Origin of the sequence: Mesorhizobium sp. B2-3-14 (genome assembly GCF_006442175.1) — a bacterium.
GTDB classification, from domain to species: Bacteria; Pseudomonadota; Alphaproteobacteria; order Rhizobiales; family Rhizobiaceae; genus Mesorhizobium; species Mesorhizobium australicum.
Genome location: NZ_VFVP01000003.1, coordinates 1 through 14,880, shown reverse-complemented (window position 1 = coordinate 14,880; position 14,880 = coordinate 1). Strand labels below are relative to the sequence as shown.

The 14,880-nt window shown below is 64.3% G+C and carries 15 protein-coding genes; 2 read left to right on the top strand and 13 right to left on the bottom strand.

What is annotated here, in order from left to right; all coding sequences use genetic code 11:
- Positions 1-195: 195 nt before the first annotated feature.
- Complete coding sequence (locus FJ950_RS08885; RefSeq protein ID WP_140616531.1) at positions 196-930, top strand: isochorismatase family cysteine hydrolase; 735 nt, start codon at positions 196-198, stop codon at positions 928-930.
- Here the strand turns inward: FJ950_RS08885 and FJ950_RS08880 are convergent.
- From FJ950_RS08880 to FJ950_RS08840, 9 genes are all read right to left on the bottom strand, one after another.
- Positions 888-1,829, bottom strand: a complete 942-nt coding sequence (locus tag FJ950_RS08880; protein WP_140616530.1) for an LLM class flavin-dependent oxidoreductase — start codon at positions 1,827-1,829, stop codon at positions 888-890. The genes FJ950_RS08885 and FJ950_RS08880 overlap by 43 nt on opposite strands.
- A 138-nt stretch (positions 1,830-1,967) precedes the next feature.
- Positions 1,968-2,123: a hypothetical protein gene (locus FJ950_RS08875; protein ID WP_015315103.1), complete on the bottom strand. Its 156-nt coding sequence runs from the start codon at positions 2,121-2,123 to the stop codon at positions 1,968-1,970.
- 263 nt (positions 2,124-2,386) lie between these two features.
- Positions 2,387-3,331, bottom strand: a complete 945-nt coding sequence (locus FJ950_RS08870; protein ID WP_140616529.1) for an ABC transporter permease — start codon at positions 3,329-3,331, stop codon at positions 2,387-2,389.
- Entirely contained in the window at positions 3,328-4,383 is a 1,056-nt protein-coding gene (locus tag FJ950_RS08865) for an ABC transporter permease (RefSeq protein ID WP_140616528.1), read from the bottom strand. The genes FJ950_RS08870 and FJ950_RS08865 overlap by 4 nt, the downstream gene beginning before the upstream one ends.
- Positions 4,383-5,891: an ABC transporter ATP-binding protein gene (locus tag FJ950_RS08860; RefSeq protein WP_140616527.1), complete on the bottom strand. Its 1,509-nt coding sequence runs from the start codon at positions 5,889-5,891 to the stop codon at positions 4,383-4,385. The genes FJ950_RS08865 and FJ950_RS08860 overlap by 1 nt, the downstream gene beginning before the upstream one ends.
- Before the next feature lie 236 nt (positions 5,892-6,127).
- The gene (locus FJ950_RS08855) at positions 6,128-7,159 is read right to left on the bottom strand and encodes a BMP family protein (RefSeq protein ID WP_140616526.1); all 1,032 of its coding nucleotides are present in this window, start codon (positions 7,157-7,159) and stop codon (positions 6,128-6,130) included.
- A 152-nt stretch (positions 7,160-7,311) separates the two neighbouring features.
- Positions 7,312-8,517 carry a 3-oxoadipyl-CoA thiolase gene (gene pcaF / locus FJ950_RS08850; RefSeq protein ID WP_140616525.1) on the bottom strand — a complete coding sequence of 402 codons (1,206 nt, stop codon included), beginning with the start codon at positions 8,515-8,517 and terminating at the stop codon, positions 7,312-7,314.
- Position 8,518: 1 nt separating this feature from the next.
- Entirely contained in the window at positions 8,519-9,319 is an 801-nt protein-coding gene (locus FJ950_RS08845; protein WP_140616524.1) for a CoA-transferase subunit beta, read from the bottom strand.
- Positions 9,316-10,173, bottom strand: coding sequence for a CoA transferase subunit A (locus FJ950_RS08840; protein ID WP_140616523.1), 858 nt, complete (start codon positions 10,171-10,173; stop codon positions 9,316-9,318). The genes FJ950_RS08845 and FJ950_RS08840 overlap by 4 nt, the downstream gene beginning before the upstream one ends.
- Before the next feature lie 122 nt (positions 10,174-10,295).
- Here FJ950_RS08840 and FJ950_RS08835 point away from each other — a divergent pair, with 122 nt between their 5' ends.
- On the top strand, positions 10,296-11,066 hold the full coding sequence (locus FJ950_RS08835) for an IclR family transcriptional regulator C-terminal domain-containing protein (protein ID WP_140616522.1): 771 nt from the start codon (positions 10,296-10,298) through the stop codon (positions 11,064-11,066).
- Between the two features lie 54 nt (positions 11,067-11,120).
- Here FJ950_RS08835 and FJ950_RS08830 read toward each other — a convergent pair whose 3' ends face one another.
- From FJ950_RS08830 to FJ950_RS08815, 4 genes are all read right to left on the bottom strand, one after another.
- On the bottom strand, positions 11,121-12,419 hold the full coding sequence (locus FJ950_RS08830) for an FAD-binding oxidoreductase (protein WP_181171129.1): 1,299 nt from the start codon (positions 12,417-12,419) through the stop codon (positions 11,121-11,123).
- 2 nt (positions 12,420-12,421) lie between these two features.
- Positions 12,422-13,792: a glutamine synthetase family protein gene (locus FJ950_RS08825; protein ID WP_140616880.1), complete on the bottom strand. Its 1,371-nt coding sequence runs from the start codon at positions 13,790-13,792 to the stop codon at positions 12,422-12,424.
- A 5-nt stretch (positions 13,793-13,797) separates the two neighbouring features.
- Positions 13,798-14,031, bottom strand: coding sequence for a hypothetical protein (locus tag FJ950_RS08820; protein WP_246681296.1), 234 nt, complete (start codon positions 14,029-14,031; stop codon positions 13,798-13,800).
- Positions 14,032-14,202: 171 nt separating this feature from the next.
- Positions 14,203-14,619 (bottom strand): serine hydrolase, encoded by a 417-nt coding sequence (locus tag FJ950_RS08815; RefSeq protein WP_246681295.1) that lies wholly within the window; start codon positions 14,617-14,619, stop codon positions 14,203-14,205.
- Positions 14,620-14,880: the final 261 nt, after the last annotated feature.

Here is a 14,880-nt window from a genome sequence, read left to right as displayed (position 1 = left end):
AGATTTAAGATGGGAATGCACCGCAAAACCTGAAACGCTCCGGGGCCGGTGCCATTGTTGCCGCGTACGGGCCCTCACCCGCGCAGCCGGCCGATCCGCGCCGGCGATCTCGGTCCCGGGCCACACGATGTCGGCATCCGATGTCGCCGCATCGATGCGGACACGCTAGGGTGAGCCGGCGGCAAGGAGCTCCGGATGATCAAGGCGACACCCTTCGACTACCCCTATGACGGCAGGCTGGTTGCCGAAAACACCGCGCTCGTCGTCATCGACCTGCAACAGGATTTCCTGTCGACATCGGGCTATTTCGCCAGGAAGGGGTATGACCCCTCGCCGCTGCGGGCGATCCTGCCCGCCGTGAACCGCCTGATCGCGGCCGCGCGCAAAGCCGGCGTCACGGTCATCCACACAAGACAGGGTTACCGCGCCGACATGGCGGACATGACGCCCTACGAGAAATGGCGCCGCAAGCGTTCCGGCCTCGACGGCACCGACGTCCTGCTGCGCTCAGGCGCTGGGTTCCAGATCGTCCCGGAGATCGACGTCGCGCCGCACGACATCATCGTCGACAAGACCTGCAACAGCGCCTTCACCTATACGGATTTCGAGCTTGTGCTGCGGGCGCAAGGCATCACGCATCTGATGTTTTCCGGATGCACGACGGATGTCTGCGTCCACACCACGCTGCGCGAGGCCTGTGACCGCAATTTCCAGTGCCTGACGATTTCGGACGCCTGCGCCAGCGGCGACAGACAAGCGCATGAAGCGGCGTTGCACATGGTGACGGTCGAGGACGGCGTCTTCGGCGTGCTGGCCGATTCGGACGCCGTCATTGAAGGCCTGTCGCGGCTTGGCGACAGCCTGAAGCAGCAGACGATTGATGGGCTTCACCCCGCTGCTCGCGTCTCCAATCCTGGGCGAGGCGCATAAGCTCCAGGCTGGAACTCGCTGGCCTCCCGGCGCGCCAGGGAGTTGCGCAGCAGCGCCAATGTTTCCCGGCCGGCCGTCGCGATCTCGCGCGGCGTGTCGACGCCGACGATCATGAACTCATCGATCCCGAGCCCGGCATAGGCGAGCAGCGACAGCGCGGCCTGAGCAGGCGGGCCGGATAGGTCGACCGCCTTGTGGCCGGCGGCGGAAACACCCTGGTGGATCCTGACCGGAAGCGCGAAGCGCAGTTTGCCCGCACGGCCATGTTCGGCCGCGGCGCCACGTGCCCGCTCCATCAATTGCCTGATATCGTCGATCGGCCCCGGCGCCAGTTCGAAGACATCGGCATGCCGGCCGGCCACCTTCAGCGCCGTTCCGGATTGCCCGCCCATGCGGACCACGAGGTCGGCGCCATGCGGGCCCTTGCGCGGCACATAACCGCTTTTGATGCTGTAGAAAGCGCCTTCGTGATCGAAGGGCCGGTCGTTCGACCACAGCCGCTTCAACAGCACCAGATATTCGTCGATGCGCTGCCAGACGACGCCATGTCCGACCGGCCGTGTCTCGGCATCGTCGTCGTTCAAGGGCTCGCTGATCATCCTGAGCGTCAGCCGTCCTGCGCTCTCCCTGTCGATGGACGCCAGCTGGCGGGCAGCGACCGTGGGTTCGATCACGCCGGCCCAGTGGGTGAGCACCACTTGCAGCGAAGCGGTGCGGTTGAGCACCTGCGAGGCCAGATCCATGTTGGTCAGCAGCCCGGCCGAATCGTCGACGACGATCTTCTGGAAACCGCTGTCCTCGATCAGCCCGAGCTTGATCGAGGTCTCGGCGAAGTCATAGAAAAAGGGAACCGCCGCGTCTGCGGTCTTGCCGGGTAAATGCGTGAATTCGATCGGCATTGTCATCTCCTCCATCACTGGAATCACCGATGCTGTGAAATGCGAATCCTCAGGCGCGCGAAACCGCCCCGGGATCCGGCTCATTCAACTCCGATTGCCTGAAAGTTGTGGGGCAGCAGCCCCTGTCGATCCCGCGCCTTAGGGAATAAGGCCCAGCACGACTGCCCCGGTGAACACGAACGCAAGGGCAAAGACGAGATAGGCGAAAGCGCCGGCATAGGCCGGGCGAAAGCCCTGCGCATTGGCCACTCGCTGGCCGTTGCTGTCGGTCTGGGCGTTCTGGAAATAGGACATGTCGACCTCCGTCTCGCCGCTTAATCTATAAAACTTGTAGACTTTGTCGATTGCTATTTTTCTGCAAGTGGCAGAATTATTTTCTCATAAATGGCCAAAAATTGGTGTGAAATTGCTGTTGGCATAGGCCCCGGCCACCGATCGGAAGAGCGCGGCGGCATCGATGTGAGGCGTCCCAAGGTCAAGCTTCTTCATTCCGGGACAGCTTGACGCCCTTCCTCTCCTGCTCCGGAGGGATAGGAAGGACACCAAATCCTACTCGTCTAACGCTCTTCCCTTCGAAACGGCTTGAGCAGCGCCGATGGCGCCACCGCGTTGCGCGACATGACGGCCATGGCGACGATGGTGAAGATGAACGGCAGCATCAGGAACGCCTCATAGGGGATGTGTCCAAGCCCACTCGCCTGCATGCGCAATTGCAAGGCATCGACGAAGGCGAACAGCAGCGCGGCCCCTGCCGAGCGCCAGGGATCCCAACGGCCGAAGACGACCAGTGCGATCGCCACCCAGCCGCGCCCGGAAACGACGCCGAAGGTGAAGGCGTTGAACTGCGCCATCGACAGGAAAGCACCAGCGAGCCCCATCAGGGCGCCACCGAGAATGACGGCCTGGAAGCGCGTGGCGATGACGCTGACGCCGGCGGAGTCCGCGGCGCGCGGGTTCTCGCCGACCATGCGCACCGACAGCCCCCACGGGGTGCGGTAAAGGATGAAGCCCGCCAGAGGAATGGCCAGGACGGCCATGTAGACCAGCGCGAACTGGTCGAACACCGCAGGACCCAGCACGGGAATGTCCGAGAGAACCGGGATCGGCAGCGTCTGAAAACCCTTGATGCTCGGCGGCACCGATTGCTGGCCGAAGATCAGCCGGTAGAGGAAATAGGCCAGCCCCGACGAGAACAGGGTGACGCCGATACCGCAGACATGCTGGCTGAGGCCGAGAACCACCGTGAACAGCGCATGCAGCGCGCCCATCAGCATGCCGGTCAGCACCGCCACCAGGACACCCAGCCACAGGCTTCCACTGAGGCTGGTGGCGGTGAAGCCGGTCATGGCGCAAAGCAGCATGATGCCTTCGATGCCGAGATTGAGCACGCCGGCCCGTTCGGAGAACATCTCCCCGAGCGTGGCAAAGGCCAGCGGCGTGGCGATGCGGATGATGGCGGCGAGAAAGCCGACCTGAAAAATCTGTTCGAACACCGCGCTCATCCGACGGCTCCGACGCGGCGGATGCGATAGGCCGTGAACAGCAGCGCCACCAACATGGCGAGCAGCGCCGTGCCCTGGATGACGTCGCTGAGGAAGGCCGGCACGCCGGTCGCCCGCGACATCGCCTCGGCGCCGGTCATCACGGCTGCAAGGAAGATCGCCGCCGGCACGACGCCGAGCGGGTTGAGCCGCGCCAGCATGGCGACGACTATGCCGGAATAGCCGTAGCCCGGCGAAATATCGCTCATCACCTGGAAATGCACGCCGCCGACCTCGCCGACGCCGGCCAGCCCCGCCAACGCGCCCGACAGCAGCGCCGTCGACAGCAGCACGCGCTCGACATGGATGCCGCCATAGCGTGCCGCTTCCGGGTTTTCGCCGGTGACCCTGATCCGGAAGCCCAGCGTCGTGCGCACGATCAGGAACCAGATCAACGGCGCCGCGATCAGCGCCGCGACGACACCGAGATGCAGCCGCGTGCCTTCGATCAGCACCGGAAAGTTCGCCGAATCCTCGATCGGCGGCGAGATCGGATAGCCGCTGAAGCTGTCCTTCCACGGTCCCTCGATCAGTGCCATCAGGGCATAATAGATGACCGAGTTGAGCAGCAAGGAGCTCACGACATCGTCGACCTTGAACTTTACCCGCAGCGTCGCAGGCACCAGCGCGACCGCCGCGCCCGCGGCCGCCCCCGCCAGCGCCATGAAAAGCATGGCAAGCGGTCCGGGCATCGGGATCGCACCAACGAAACAGCTCGCCACCGCGCCGGCCAGCAATTGCCCTTCCGCGCCGATGTTCCAGAACTTTGCGCGGAAGGCGACCGCCACCGCCAGCCCGGTAAAGATCATCGGGGCGGCGCGGACCAGCGTTTCGGTGACGGCGTAGCTGTCGCCAAGCGAGGCCGTGAACATCACGCCGTAGGATTCGAACACCCCGGCCCCGGCCAGCGCGATCAGGCCGCTGCACAGGATGAGCGTGGCGACAATCGCCAGCAAAGGCAGCGCGAGGTTGAACCAGGCGGGCGTGGACGTGCGGACTTCGAGGCGGAACATCAGTGGCCCTCCGCGCCGGTCATCAGCAGGCCGAGCCGGGCGACGGTCGCATCGGCACTGTCCAGCGTGCCGACGATGCGGCCCTCATACATCACCGCGATGCGGTCGCACAGCACCAGCAGTTCCTCCAGATCCTCGCCGATGACGATGATGCCGCAGCCCTTGGCGCGCATGTCGAGGAATTTTTCATGGATGAAGCGCGCCGCACCGATGTCGAGGCCACGTGTCGGTTGTGAGACGATCAGCACCTTCGGATCGAAAGCAAGCTCGCGCGCCAGAAGCGCCTTCTGCAGATTGCCACCGGACAGCGCGCCGGCGCGCGTCATCGGCCCGGGACATCTGATGTCATAGGCCTTGATCTGTTCCTCGGCGAAAGCGCGGATCGCATCCGGCTTGAGCAGGCCCTTGGCGGAGAAGGCTGAAGTGCCGATGCGCGGCAGCACCATTGAATCGGCGAGCGGCAAATTGGTGACCAGCCCCGTCGTCATGCGATCTTCCGGGATGCGGCCAAGGCCGAGCGCCTGCACCTCGCGCGGCGAGAATTTTGCCACCTGTTTGCCGGCTATCGTCATTCGGCCCGTCTCGGGCGCCAGCACGCCGGAGATCACCTCCGCCAGCGCCCGCTGGCCATTGCCGGAGACGCCGGCGATGCCGAGGATTTCGCCGGCACGAACCGCAAGCGACACATCGCGCAACGCCGTGCCGGAATGCTTCGAGGTAGAAATGCCGTCGAGCGTCAGCACATCGGCGCCGGGCGTCGACGATCCCCTTGCCGGCGGCACGATCTCATGGCCGCACATCAGTTCAGCCATTGCAGCCGACGTCGTGTTGGCCGGATCGTCGACACGGCCGGCGACGCGGCCATGCCGCAGCACGGTGCAGCGATGCGTCAGCGCCCGCACCTCGTTGAGCTTGTGCGAGATGAAGATGATGCCCAGGCCTTGCGCCGCCATCGAGCGCAGGGCCGAAAACAGTCCGTCTACCTCGCTCGGTGCCAGCACCGCCGTCGGCTCGTCAAGGATCAAGAGCTTGGCACCGCGAAACAGCGCCTTGACGATCTCCAGCCGCTGCTGCTCGCCGACCGACAGCGCCGAGACCGGCAGATTGGGATCGAGCGTCAGCCCGTGCCGGCTGCTGATTTCGGCAAGCCGCGCCAGCCCGCCGCCGCGGTCGATCCGTCCCGATTTGCCCGGAATACCAATGAGCAGATTTTCCAGCACGGTGAGCCGTGGTGCCAGATGAAAATGCTGATGCACCATGCCGATGCCCGCGGCCAGCGCATCGGCCGAGCTGGTGATCCTGACTGGCTGGCCCTTGATCAGGATCTCACCGGCATCCGGCGCGTAGGCACCGAACAGCACGTTCATCAATGTCGTCTTGCCGGCGCCGTTCTCGCCGAGCAGCCCGAGGATTTCGCCCGGCGCCACGCTGAGATCCACAGCCTCGTTCGCCTTGACGGCGCCGAAGGTCTTGGTGATGCCGCGCATTTCGATGAGAGGGGCGGACAAGAATGCTCCTGATTTTTCCGATCCGGCCTTAGCTGCGGAGGGCGGCGCTGCACCCCCCTCTGTCCTGCCGGACATCTCCCCCTCAAGTGGGGAGATTGGCAGCTTCGCCGACTTCGCTTATGTTTCAAGGTCGGCGATTGGCGAAAGCCGAAGTGACATCTGATCTCCCCCCTTGAGGGGGGAGATGGCCGGCAGGCCAGAGGGGGGCGCCACGCGCCAGCCCCTCAATCATGGCGTCAATCCGAGACCGGCGTATTCTCGTCCACATCCACCCGGAAATTGCCTTCCAGGATCTCGGCCTTCTTCTTCTCGACCAGATCCTTGACCTCGGCGGGCAAAGTCTTGTCGAACTTGTGGAAGGGCGCCAGATACGAACCGCCCTTGGCCATGCGCGAGAAATCGCCATAGTCTTGCGCGGTGTAGACCCCGGCCTTGACCAGCTTGATTGCCTGCTCGACCGTCGGATACATGTCCCAGACCGGACCGGTGATGACGGTGTCGGGGCCGAGGCTCGACTGGTCGGACATGTTGGAGATGGCGAAGATCTTCTTTTCCACCGCCGCCTCGATGACGCCGAAGCGTTCGGCATAGATGACATCGACGCCGGCATCGATCTGCGCCACCGCGGCTTCCTTGGCCTTGGGCGGATCGAAGAAGGAGCCGATGAAGGCGACCTTCCTCTTGACGTTCGGGTTGACCTCCTTGGCGCCGGCGAAGAAGGCGTTGACCAGCCGGTTCACTTCCGGAATGCCCATCGCCGCCACCGCGCCGACCGTACCCGACTTCGACATCTTGCCTGCGATCATGCCGGAGAGATAGGCGGGCTCGTGGATCCAGTTGTCGAACACGCCGAAATTCGGCTCGGCCGGCCCGGCGCCGGAGCCGAACAGCCAGGCTGTCTTGGGGAACTGCTTGGCCGTGCGGCGCGATTCACGCTCGGCGGCGAAGGCATCGCCCAGCACCAGCTGGTAGCCGCCCTGCGCATATTCGCGCATGACGCGGCTGAAGTCGGCGGTCTGGACCTTCTCCGACCATTTATATTCTATGCCCAGTTCCTTCTCGGCCTTCTGCAGGGCGACGTGGATCTGGTTGTCCCAGGGTTCCTCGATCGGCGTGGCGAAGATCGCCGCCACCTTCAGTTTTTTGCCCGCCGCGAAGGCCGCACCCGGCAGCATCGTCGCGGCCAGGCCAAGCGCGCCCAGCTCCAGCACGTTGCGTCGCGACAGCCCTTCGCGCATCGAATGAGATCTGTTCTTCCGGTCTTCCATTGAAGTGCCCCTCTGTTTGACAGCCGTGTCGAGCCGGCCGTTCCTGAAATCAGACGGGGAACTATGGAACGGGTCCGGACTTTTGTCCACATGGTCAAATTTGGCAGGATCGAGCATATCCACTCTCCTGGCCTGCCAGGAAGAGCGATTGCTCAGGCCCGTTCGAGCGCGATGGCAATGCCCTGGCCGACGCCGATGCACATGGTGGCCAGCGCATAGCGGCCGCCGCGCTCGCGCAGCTCCAGCGCCGCCGTGCCGGAGATGCGCGCGCCCGACATGCCCAGGGGATGGCCAAGTGCGATGGCGCCGCCATTCGGGTTCACGTGCGGCACATCCTCGGCAATGCCGAGTTGGCGCAGCACGGCGATGCCTTGCGAGGCAAAGGCTTCGTTGAGTTCGATGACATCGAATTGTTCCGGCGTCAGGCCAAGCCGCGCACAAAGTTTCTGCGTCGCCGGCGCCGGACCGATGCCCATGATGCGCGGCGCGACCCCGGCGGCGGCCCCGCCAAGAATACGGGCGATCGGCGTCAGCCCGCATGTCTTCACCGCCGCTTCCGAGGCAACAATGAGCGCCGCAGCGCCGTCATTGACACCAGACGCATTGCCGGCCGTCACCGTGCCACCTTGCCGGAACGGCGTCGGCAATTTGGCCAGCGCCTCGACGGTTGTGCCGGCGCGAGGATGTTCATCCTTGCTGATAGTGACCGCATCGCCCTTGCGCTGTGGGATGGTCACCGGGGTGATCTCCTTCGCCAGCCGGCCATTGGCTTGTGCCGCGACCGCCTTGTCCTGGCTGCGCACGGCAAAGGCATCTTGGTCCGAGCGGGAAACAGCGAAGTCTTCCGCCACATTCTCGCCGGTCTCCGGCATGGAATCGACGCCGTATTGCTTCTTCATCAGCGGGTTGACGAAGCGCCAGCCGATGGTGGTGTCATAGATCTCGGCATTGCGCGAGAACGCCGTGTCGGCCTTGGGCATGACGAAAGGCGCGCGGCTCATCGATTCGACACCACCCGCGATCATCAGTTCCGCCTCGCCGGCCTTGATGGCACGCGCCGCGATGGTCAGCGCGTCCATGCCCGAGCCGCACAGACGATTGACCGTCGAGCCTGGTATCTCCTTCGGCAGCCCAGCTAGCAGCAAGGCCATGCGCGCCACGTTGCGGTTGTCCTCGCCGGCCTGGTTGGCGCAGCCATAGACGACGTCGTCGATCCGCTGCCAATCGATCCCGGGATTCCGCTCGAGCAAAGCCTTCAGCGGGATGGCGGCAAGATCGTCGGCACGAACCGAAGACAGCGAACCGCCGAAGCGGCCGATCGGCGTGCGGATGTAGTCGCAGATGTAGGCCTCGGCCATTTTATGCAGCCTTTGTTTTTCCGGTTCCCTCATGCGCCGCCTTGGTGCGGGCCTGCAGGTCGCGCAATGTCTTCAGTTCGAGTTCGCTTGGCGCGGGTGTTTCGTCAAGCGCCTCGGCGAACTTAACAACCCAGCCACAGCGCTCCTGCACCTGCTGACGGGTTACCTTGGGGTGCAGCGACACGACCGTGAATTCCTTGGTCACCGGATCGGGCTTCCAGATGGCAAGATCGGTGATCAGCAGCGTCGGGCCCGCGGTCTCGATGCCCAACCGCTGTCGGTGATCGCCGCCCTCGCCATGGCCGAAGGAGGTGACAAAGTCGATCTTCTCGACCATGCCGCGCTTGGTCTGCGCCATGGTGATGTAGATCTCTTTCGACGACGTCGCGATCTCCGGCGCGCCGCCGCCGCCGGGCAGTCGGGTCTTGGGATGGAAATATTCGCCGATGACAGTGGTGTTGATGTTGCCGAACTTGTCGAGCTGCGCCGCACCGAGGAATCCGATGGAAATGCGGCCGCCCTGCAGCCAGTAGCGGAACATCTCCGGCACCGCGACGGTGGTGACGGCGGTTTCGCACAATTCGCCATCGCCGATCGACAGCGGCAGCACGTCGGGCGCCGTACCGATCGTGCCGCTCTCATAGATCAAGGTGATGTCGGGCGCATGCGTCAGCCGCGCGACGTTGCAGGCCGCGGACGGCGCGCCAATGCCGACGAAGCAGACATTGTCATTCCTCAGCGCCCGGCTCGCGGCGATCGTCATCATCTCGTTGGGGGTGAAGCCCGGCTGATTGTCGCTCATGCCGCGTTCCGCAGATGCGAGACCCGGGCCGCGAAATCGTCGGGACTTTTCTCGATCACGTTTGTCTGCATCCAGGCCCGGAATTTCTCGCGGTCGGCCGCGACCTCGTCCCATTCGATATAGGCGGCATTGTCGCGCGCATAATAGCCATGGGCATAGGAGGGGTGCGAACCGCCGGGCACCACCGAGATCGCCGCGATCGTCCAGCGCGGCAGCACGGTCAAATTGGGGTGAAGATCGTCAAAATTGTCGACCACCTCCTCCACCGTCACCACCGCGCGCCTCGCCGCTAATACCGCTTCCTTCTGGATGCCGATGATGCCTTCGACCAGCACGTTGCCTTTCCGGTCGGCTTTCTGCGCATGGATGAAAGTGACATCGGGCCGGATGGAAGGCACGGCCGCCAGCATCTCGCCGGTGAACGGACAGGTCACCGCTTTGATGTTCGGATTGACATCAGCCAGCCCCGTGCCGCGATACCCGCGGAACACCGCACAGGGCAGGCCGGCCGCGCCCGCCTCATACGCATTGGCCATGCCGGCATGGCTGTGTTCCTCGACCGCGATCGAGCGGGGAAAACCGTTCTCGATCGCGTCGCGGGCGCGCCGCAAAAGGCCGACGCCGGGATTGCCGAGATAGGAGAAGACGATCTTCTTGGCCATGCCCATGCCGATCATCTGGTCGTAGATCAGGTCCGGCGTCATGCGGATCAGGGTCAGGTCGCGAAACCGCTGGCGGATCGCCTCATGCGCGGCGGCTGTCGGGATCAGATGGGTGAAGCCTTCAAAGGCAGCGGTGTCGCCATCGTTCAGGTTCTCCGCCACGGCCTGTTTGAGCGGCAGGAACTTGACCATTGCGGCGACTCCCAGAGTCCGCAAAGTTCGTATTGCGAACATATGTATTGAATGCGATACTTTCTAAACTCCGTTGAGCCGGGGTGTCAATCGTAGCGAGATCGCCCGGACCGAGAGATGAGATGCACGACGAGACCGTTTCCCGTGATCACGTCGGCTCGCTCGAGCGCGGACTCGGCGTGATGGAGATATTGGCCCGCCATCCCTCCGGCATGACCCTGACCGAAATGGCCGAACAAGCCGGCCTGACCCGTGCCGGCGCCCGGCGATTCCTGCTGACGCTCACCGCTACCGGCTATGCGACGCAATCCGGGCGTCTATTCTCCCTGTCCCCGCGCCTGCTGACCGTTGCCCGCACCTGGCTCGGCGGCGCCTCGCTGTGGAGCTTCGCCGCGCCGATCATGCGCGCGGTCGCCGCGCAACTGAACGAGGCCTGCTCTGCAGCGATCCTGTCGGGCCAAGATGTCGTCTATGTCGCCCGCATTCCCGGCCGGCGGATCCTGAGCGTATCGCTCGATGTCGGCACCAGGCTACCCGCTTATTGCACCTCGATGGGGCGGATGCTGCTGGCGGGGCTGACACCGGCGGAATTGGACGCCTTCTTCCGTAAGGCAACGGTCGAGCGGCGGACGCCGAAGACAATTGTTGAAAGACCGTTGCTGGCAAAGGCCATTGCCAAAGCCAGAATGGATGGCTTCGCCATCGTCGACGAAGAGCTGGAACTCGGCCTGCGCTCCATCGCCGTGCCGATCCGCGACCGCGCTGGGCGCACGGTCGCGGCGATCAATGTCTCGACCCAGTCGGCACGGTTTTCCGTCGCGGATATGGAGCGGGAGATCTTGCCTGCGCTGCTTGAGGCCAGACAGCGTGTCGAGGATTTCTTTGTCGTCTGATAGAGGCCTGTTAGGCTTCCCTGGCGTTGGCCCGCCAGCGTCTAAATAGCGCCCTCAATGCTTGATCCGGTCCCGCATCGCGTACCACAGCATGCCCAGCACATAGAGCGGCCCGCGCAGCGCCGTGCCGCCCGGGAACGGCATTGGTGTCAGCGTCGAGAACAGGTCGAGCCGTGAGGCATCGCCGGTGATCGCCTCGGCCAAAAGCTTGCCCGAGAGCGTCGACAGGATGACGCCCTTGCCTGAATAGCCGTGCGCGAAATAGACCTCGCCATAGTGCCCGACATGCGGCAGCCGCGACGTCGTTACCGACACCAGCCCGCCCCAGGCATGGTCGATGCGGCAGCCCTTGAGTTGCGGAAAGGTGCTCTCCATGTGCGGCCGCACGAAGCCGGCAATGTCGGCCGGCGGTGACGGCGTGTAGCGCTCGCCGCCGCCGAACAGCAGGCGTCCATCGGCGGACATCCGGTAATAGTTGACGACGAAGCGTGTGTCGGACACCGCGACATTGGCCGGGATGACGTTGCGCGCGCCCTCCAGCGGCTCGGTGGCGACAATGTAGTTACCGACCGGCATGATGCGACTGTTGACGCGCGGCTCCAGCCCGTTGAGCAGCGCGTCGCCCGCCAGCACGACATGTCTGGCCCGCACCGATCCCTTTGCCGTCGAGACCCGGATCGAGGGTTCGCGCTCCAGCTTCACGGCCAGCGAGTTTTCGTGGATGACCACGCCGGCCGCGGCAGCCGCTCGGGCAAGCCCAAGCGTGTAGTTGAGCGGATGCATGTGGCCGCCGAGCGGCTCATACATGGCGCCATGATAAGGCGTGTCGACCTTGGCCCGAGCCACCGCCGCCGAGAGTATCTCGACATCGCGGAATTTCATCACGCTCTCGAGGCACTTGGCCTCTTCTTCCAGATCCTTGAGGTCGGATCCGTTGACCGCGCCGACCAGATGGCCGGTCAGCCTGAGATCGCACTCGATGGCATTGCGTTCGATGATGTCGAGCACCAGGCCGCGCGCCTCGAAAGCGAGGTCGAACAGCACCTTGGCCCGCTCGGCTCCGTAGAGCTTGACCAGACCCTTGGCGCCCTTGCGCAGGCCGGGGATCATCTGGCCGCCATTTCGGCCCGATGCGCCCCAGCCGATCTTGCCGCCTTCGAGCAGCACCACCTTCAGCCCGCGTTCGGCGGCGTGAAGGGCGGCCGACAGCCCGGTGCAGCCGCCGCCGACGACGACCAGGTCGGTTTCGGCATCGCCGACGAGCGCTGGATGGTCCGGCGCCGGATTGGCGGTGGCGACGTAGTAGGATTTGCCGATGTCGAGACCGGAATTGAAACCCGTTGAAGATGCCATGATCACACCTTCAGCAAGAGATGGTCGCGTTCCCAGCTCGTCACCACGCTTTGGAATAGGTCGAGTTCGACGCTCTTGACGCGCAGATAGGTCTGGAAGAAGTCCTCGCCGAGCAGCTCTCGCACCGGGGCACAAGCCTCGAAACGATCCAGCGCCTCCTCCATGGTCTTAGGCAGCGTGCTCCTGATCTTGTAGGCATTGCCCGACGCCTCGGCCGAGCGCGCCAATTTCTGCTCGACGCCCAGATAGCCGGCAAGCAGCGACCCGGCGATCGCCAGATAGGGATTGCAATCCGCCCCAGGCAGCCGGTTCTCCACCCGCCGCGCTGCGCGTCCCCCCGCCGGCACGCGGAGGCCGCAGGAGCGGTTGTCATGCGACCACTCGATATTGGCGGGTGCGCTGTGGTTGGGCCTTATGCGGCGGAAAGAGTTCACGTTTGGCGCGAACAGCGGCATGATTTCCGGAACGTATTTCTGCAAGCCGCCGATGAAGTGGCCGAACATCCCGGTGTCGGCATCGTCGCGGCTGGCGAAAAGCGCATTGCCGGCCTCGTCGACGACCGACATGTGCAGATGCATCGAGTTGCCGGCCTGGGCCGCGATCGGCTTGGCCATGAAGGTCGCATGCATGCCGCATTGCTGCGCGGCCTGGCGCGTAAACCGCTTGAATAAAAGCACCTGGTCGGCAAGCGGCAGGGCGTCGCCATGCAGCAGGTTGATTTCCAGCTGCGCCGTACCCGATTCATGGATCAGCGTGTCGAGCGGCAGACCGGCCGCCGCTGAATAGTCGTAGATGCGCCGGATCACCGGCTCGAATTCTTCCAGCGCGGCCATGTCATAGGGATGCTGCACACCCTCGGCGCGGCCATTGGCGCCGACCGGGGCGGTGAGGGGCTTGTCCGGATCGGGATTCGGTGCGGTCAGATAGAATTCAAGTTCCGGCGCCACCACCGCGCCCCAGCCGCGCTGGCGATAGAGATCGAGCACGGCGCGCAGCACATGGCGTGGCGAGGCCATCCATGGCCTGCCGTCCATGTGGAAGGCGTCGGCGAAGACATAGGCCTTGCCCGCCCCCGCACCCGGCGCCAGGCATAGCGTCGAGAGATCGGGCACCATGCGCATGTCGGGGTCCGAATAAGCAAAACCCTCGTCGATAGAGCCGGAATAGCGACCGTCGATGCTGACCAGGAAGGCGCTGCTCGGCAGGTAGAGCGCGCGGTCTTCCAGCGCCTTGAGGAGTTTGGCGGTCGGCAGCGCCTTGCCGCGCAACACGCCGTTCATGTCGGGCACCAGGCACTCGACCTCGGTGATGCCGTGCTGCGTGAGCCAGGCCTTGGGGTCGTTGATTGCGGTATTCGTGTTCTTATCAAGCATTTCGTTCATGTCCGTATCGGGGAGAGAATGGCTTGCGCGGCCACGTCCATTCCGGATTTCAGCGCCATCTCGGCTGAATTGTCCCTGAGGCGGGCGGGCGTGGCGTCATCGGCCAACAGGCCGAGAATGGCTCTCTTCAATCCCCCTTCGGTCCAGCCGTCGCGGCCGATATGATCGCCGGTCTCTCCGGCGCGTTGCGCATTGTCGTCCCAGCAATAGAGCATGATCAGCGACGGCACGCCGAAGCGCAGCGCCTCGCAAAAGCTTTTATTGCCGCCGTGGTGGATGAAGGCTGGGCGCCCCGGGCGCGCAAGGCCTGTGCGATGCCGATGCAGTTCAGCGCGGCGCCAGAGCCCGCCTTGGAAAACAGCGCGATGGTCGGGCTGGCTTTACGCGTCAATTCATCCTCTTCAATCCGGCCGGCTGATCACGCCGAACAGTGCGGCTCCTTGCTGGCCGCCTGCGGTCCCTGGCTGCGGGAGAGGCGCAGGGGATGCGAACAGATCGGCACCCATTTCATATCGCCGGTTGTCGAGATGGTCGAGTGTATTGAGGTGCTCGCGCAACGATTGCTTCAGCCGGAAGACGTTGATGCATGACCCGGAACGGCCGGGTGTGTGAAACCGGCGGTGCGGCAGAGCCGCGCCGTTCAGGCTCTGCTCGGTGCCGGTCAGATAGATCGACATCAGAACCGGATTGCCCGAGGCCGGCCAGATGACGGCGGCATCATTGGTACTGCCGCGCTCGCCGGTCCCGGTCTTGTCGCCGCATTTCAAGCCTCTCGGCAGGCCCGCCCTGATGCGCTCACCACCGGTCTTGTTGGCCACCAGCCAGTCGACAAGCCGCGCTCGGCTTTTTTCGCCGACAATCAGGTCGAAGCGAGAAGCGGTTCTGCGTTGTCGTTGAACGGGAACGGCTCCAGGAGGAAAACGATGCCGCCAGGCCAAGCCCAGCGGCATCTCCTCTGGTGACTACGCCCTTTCCGCGACGAACCGCTACGGCGTCGTTCCCGCCTGAAGCTTGGCCGCCGTCTGGTCGATCTTGCCGGCAAGAACACCTTGGGCCCAGGCCGTGACCTCGGCGTCGAC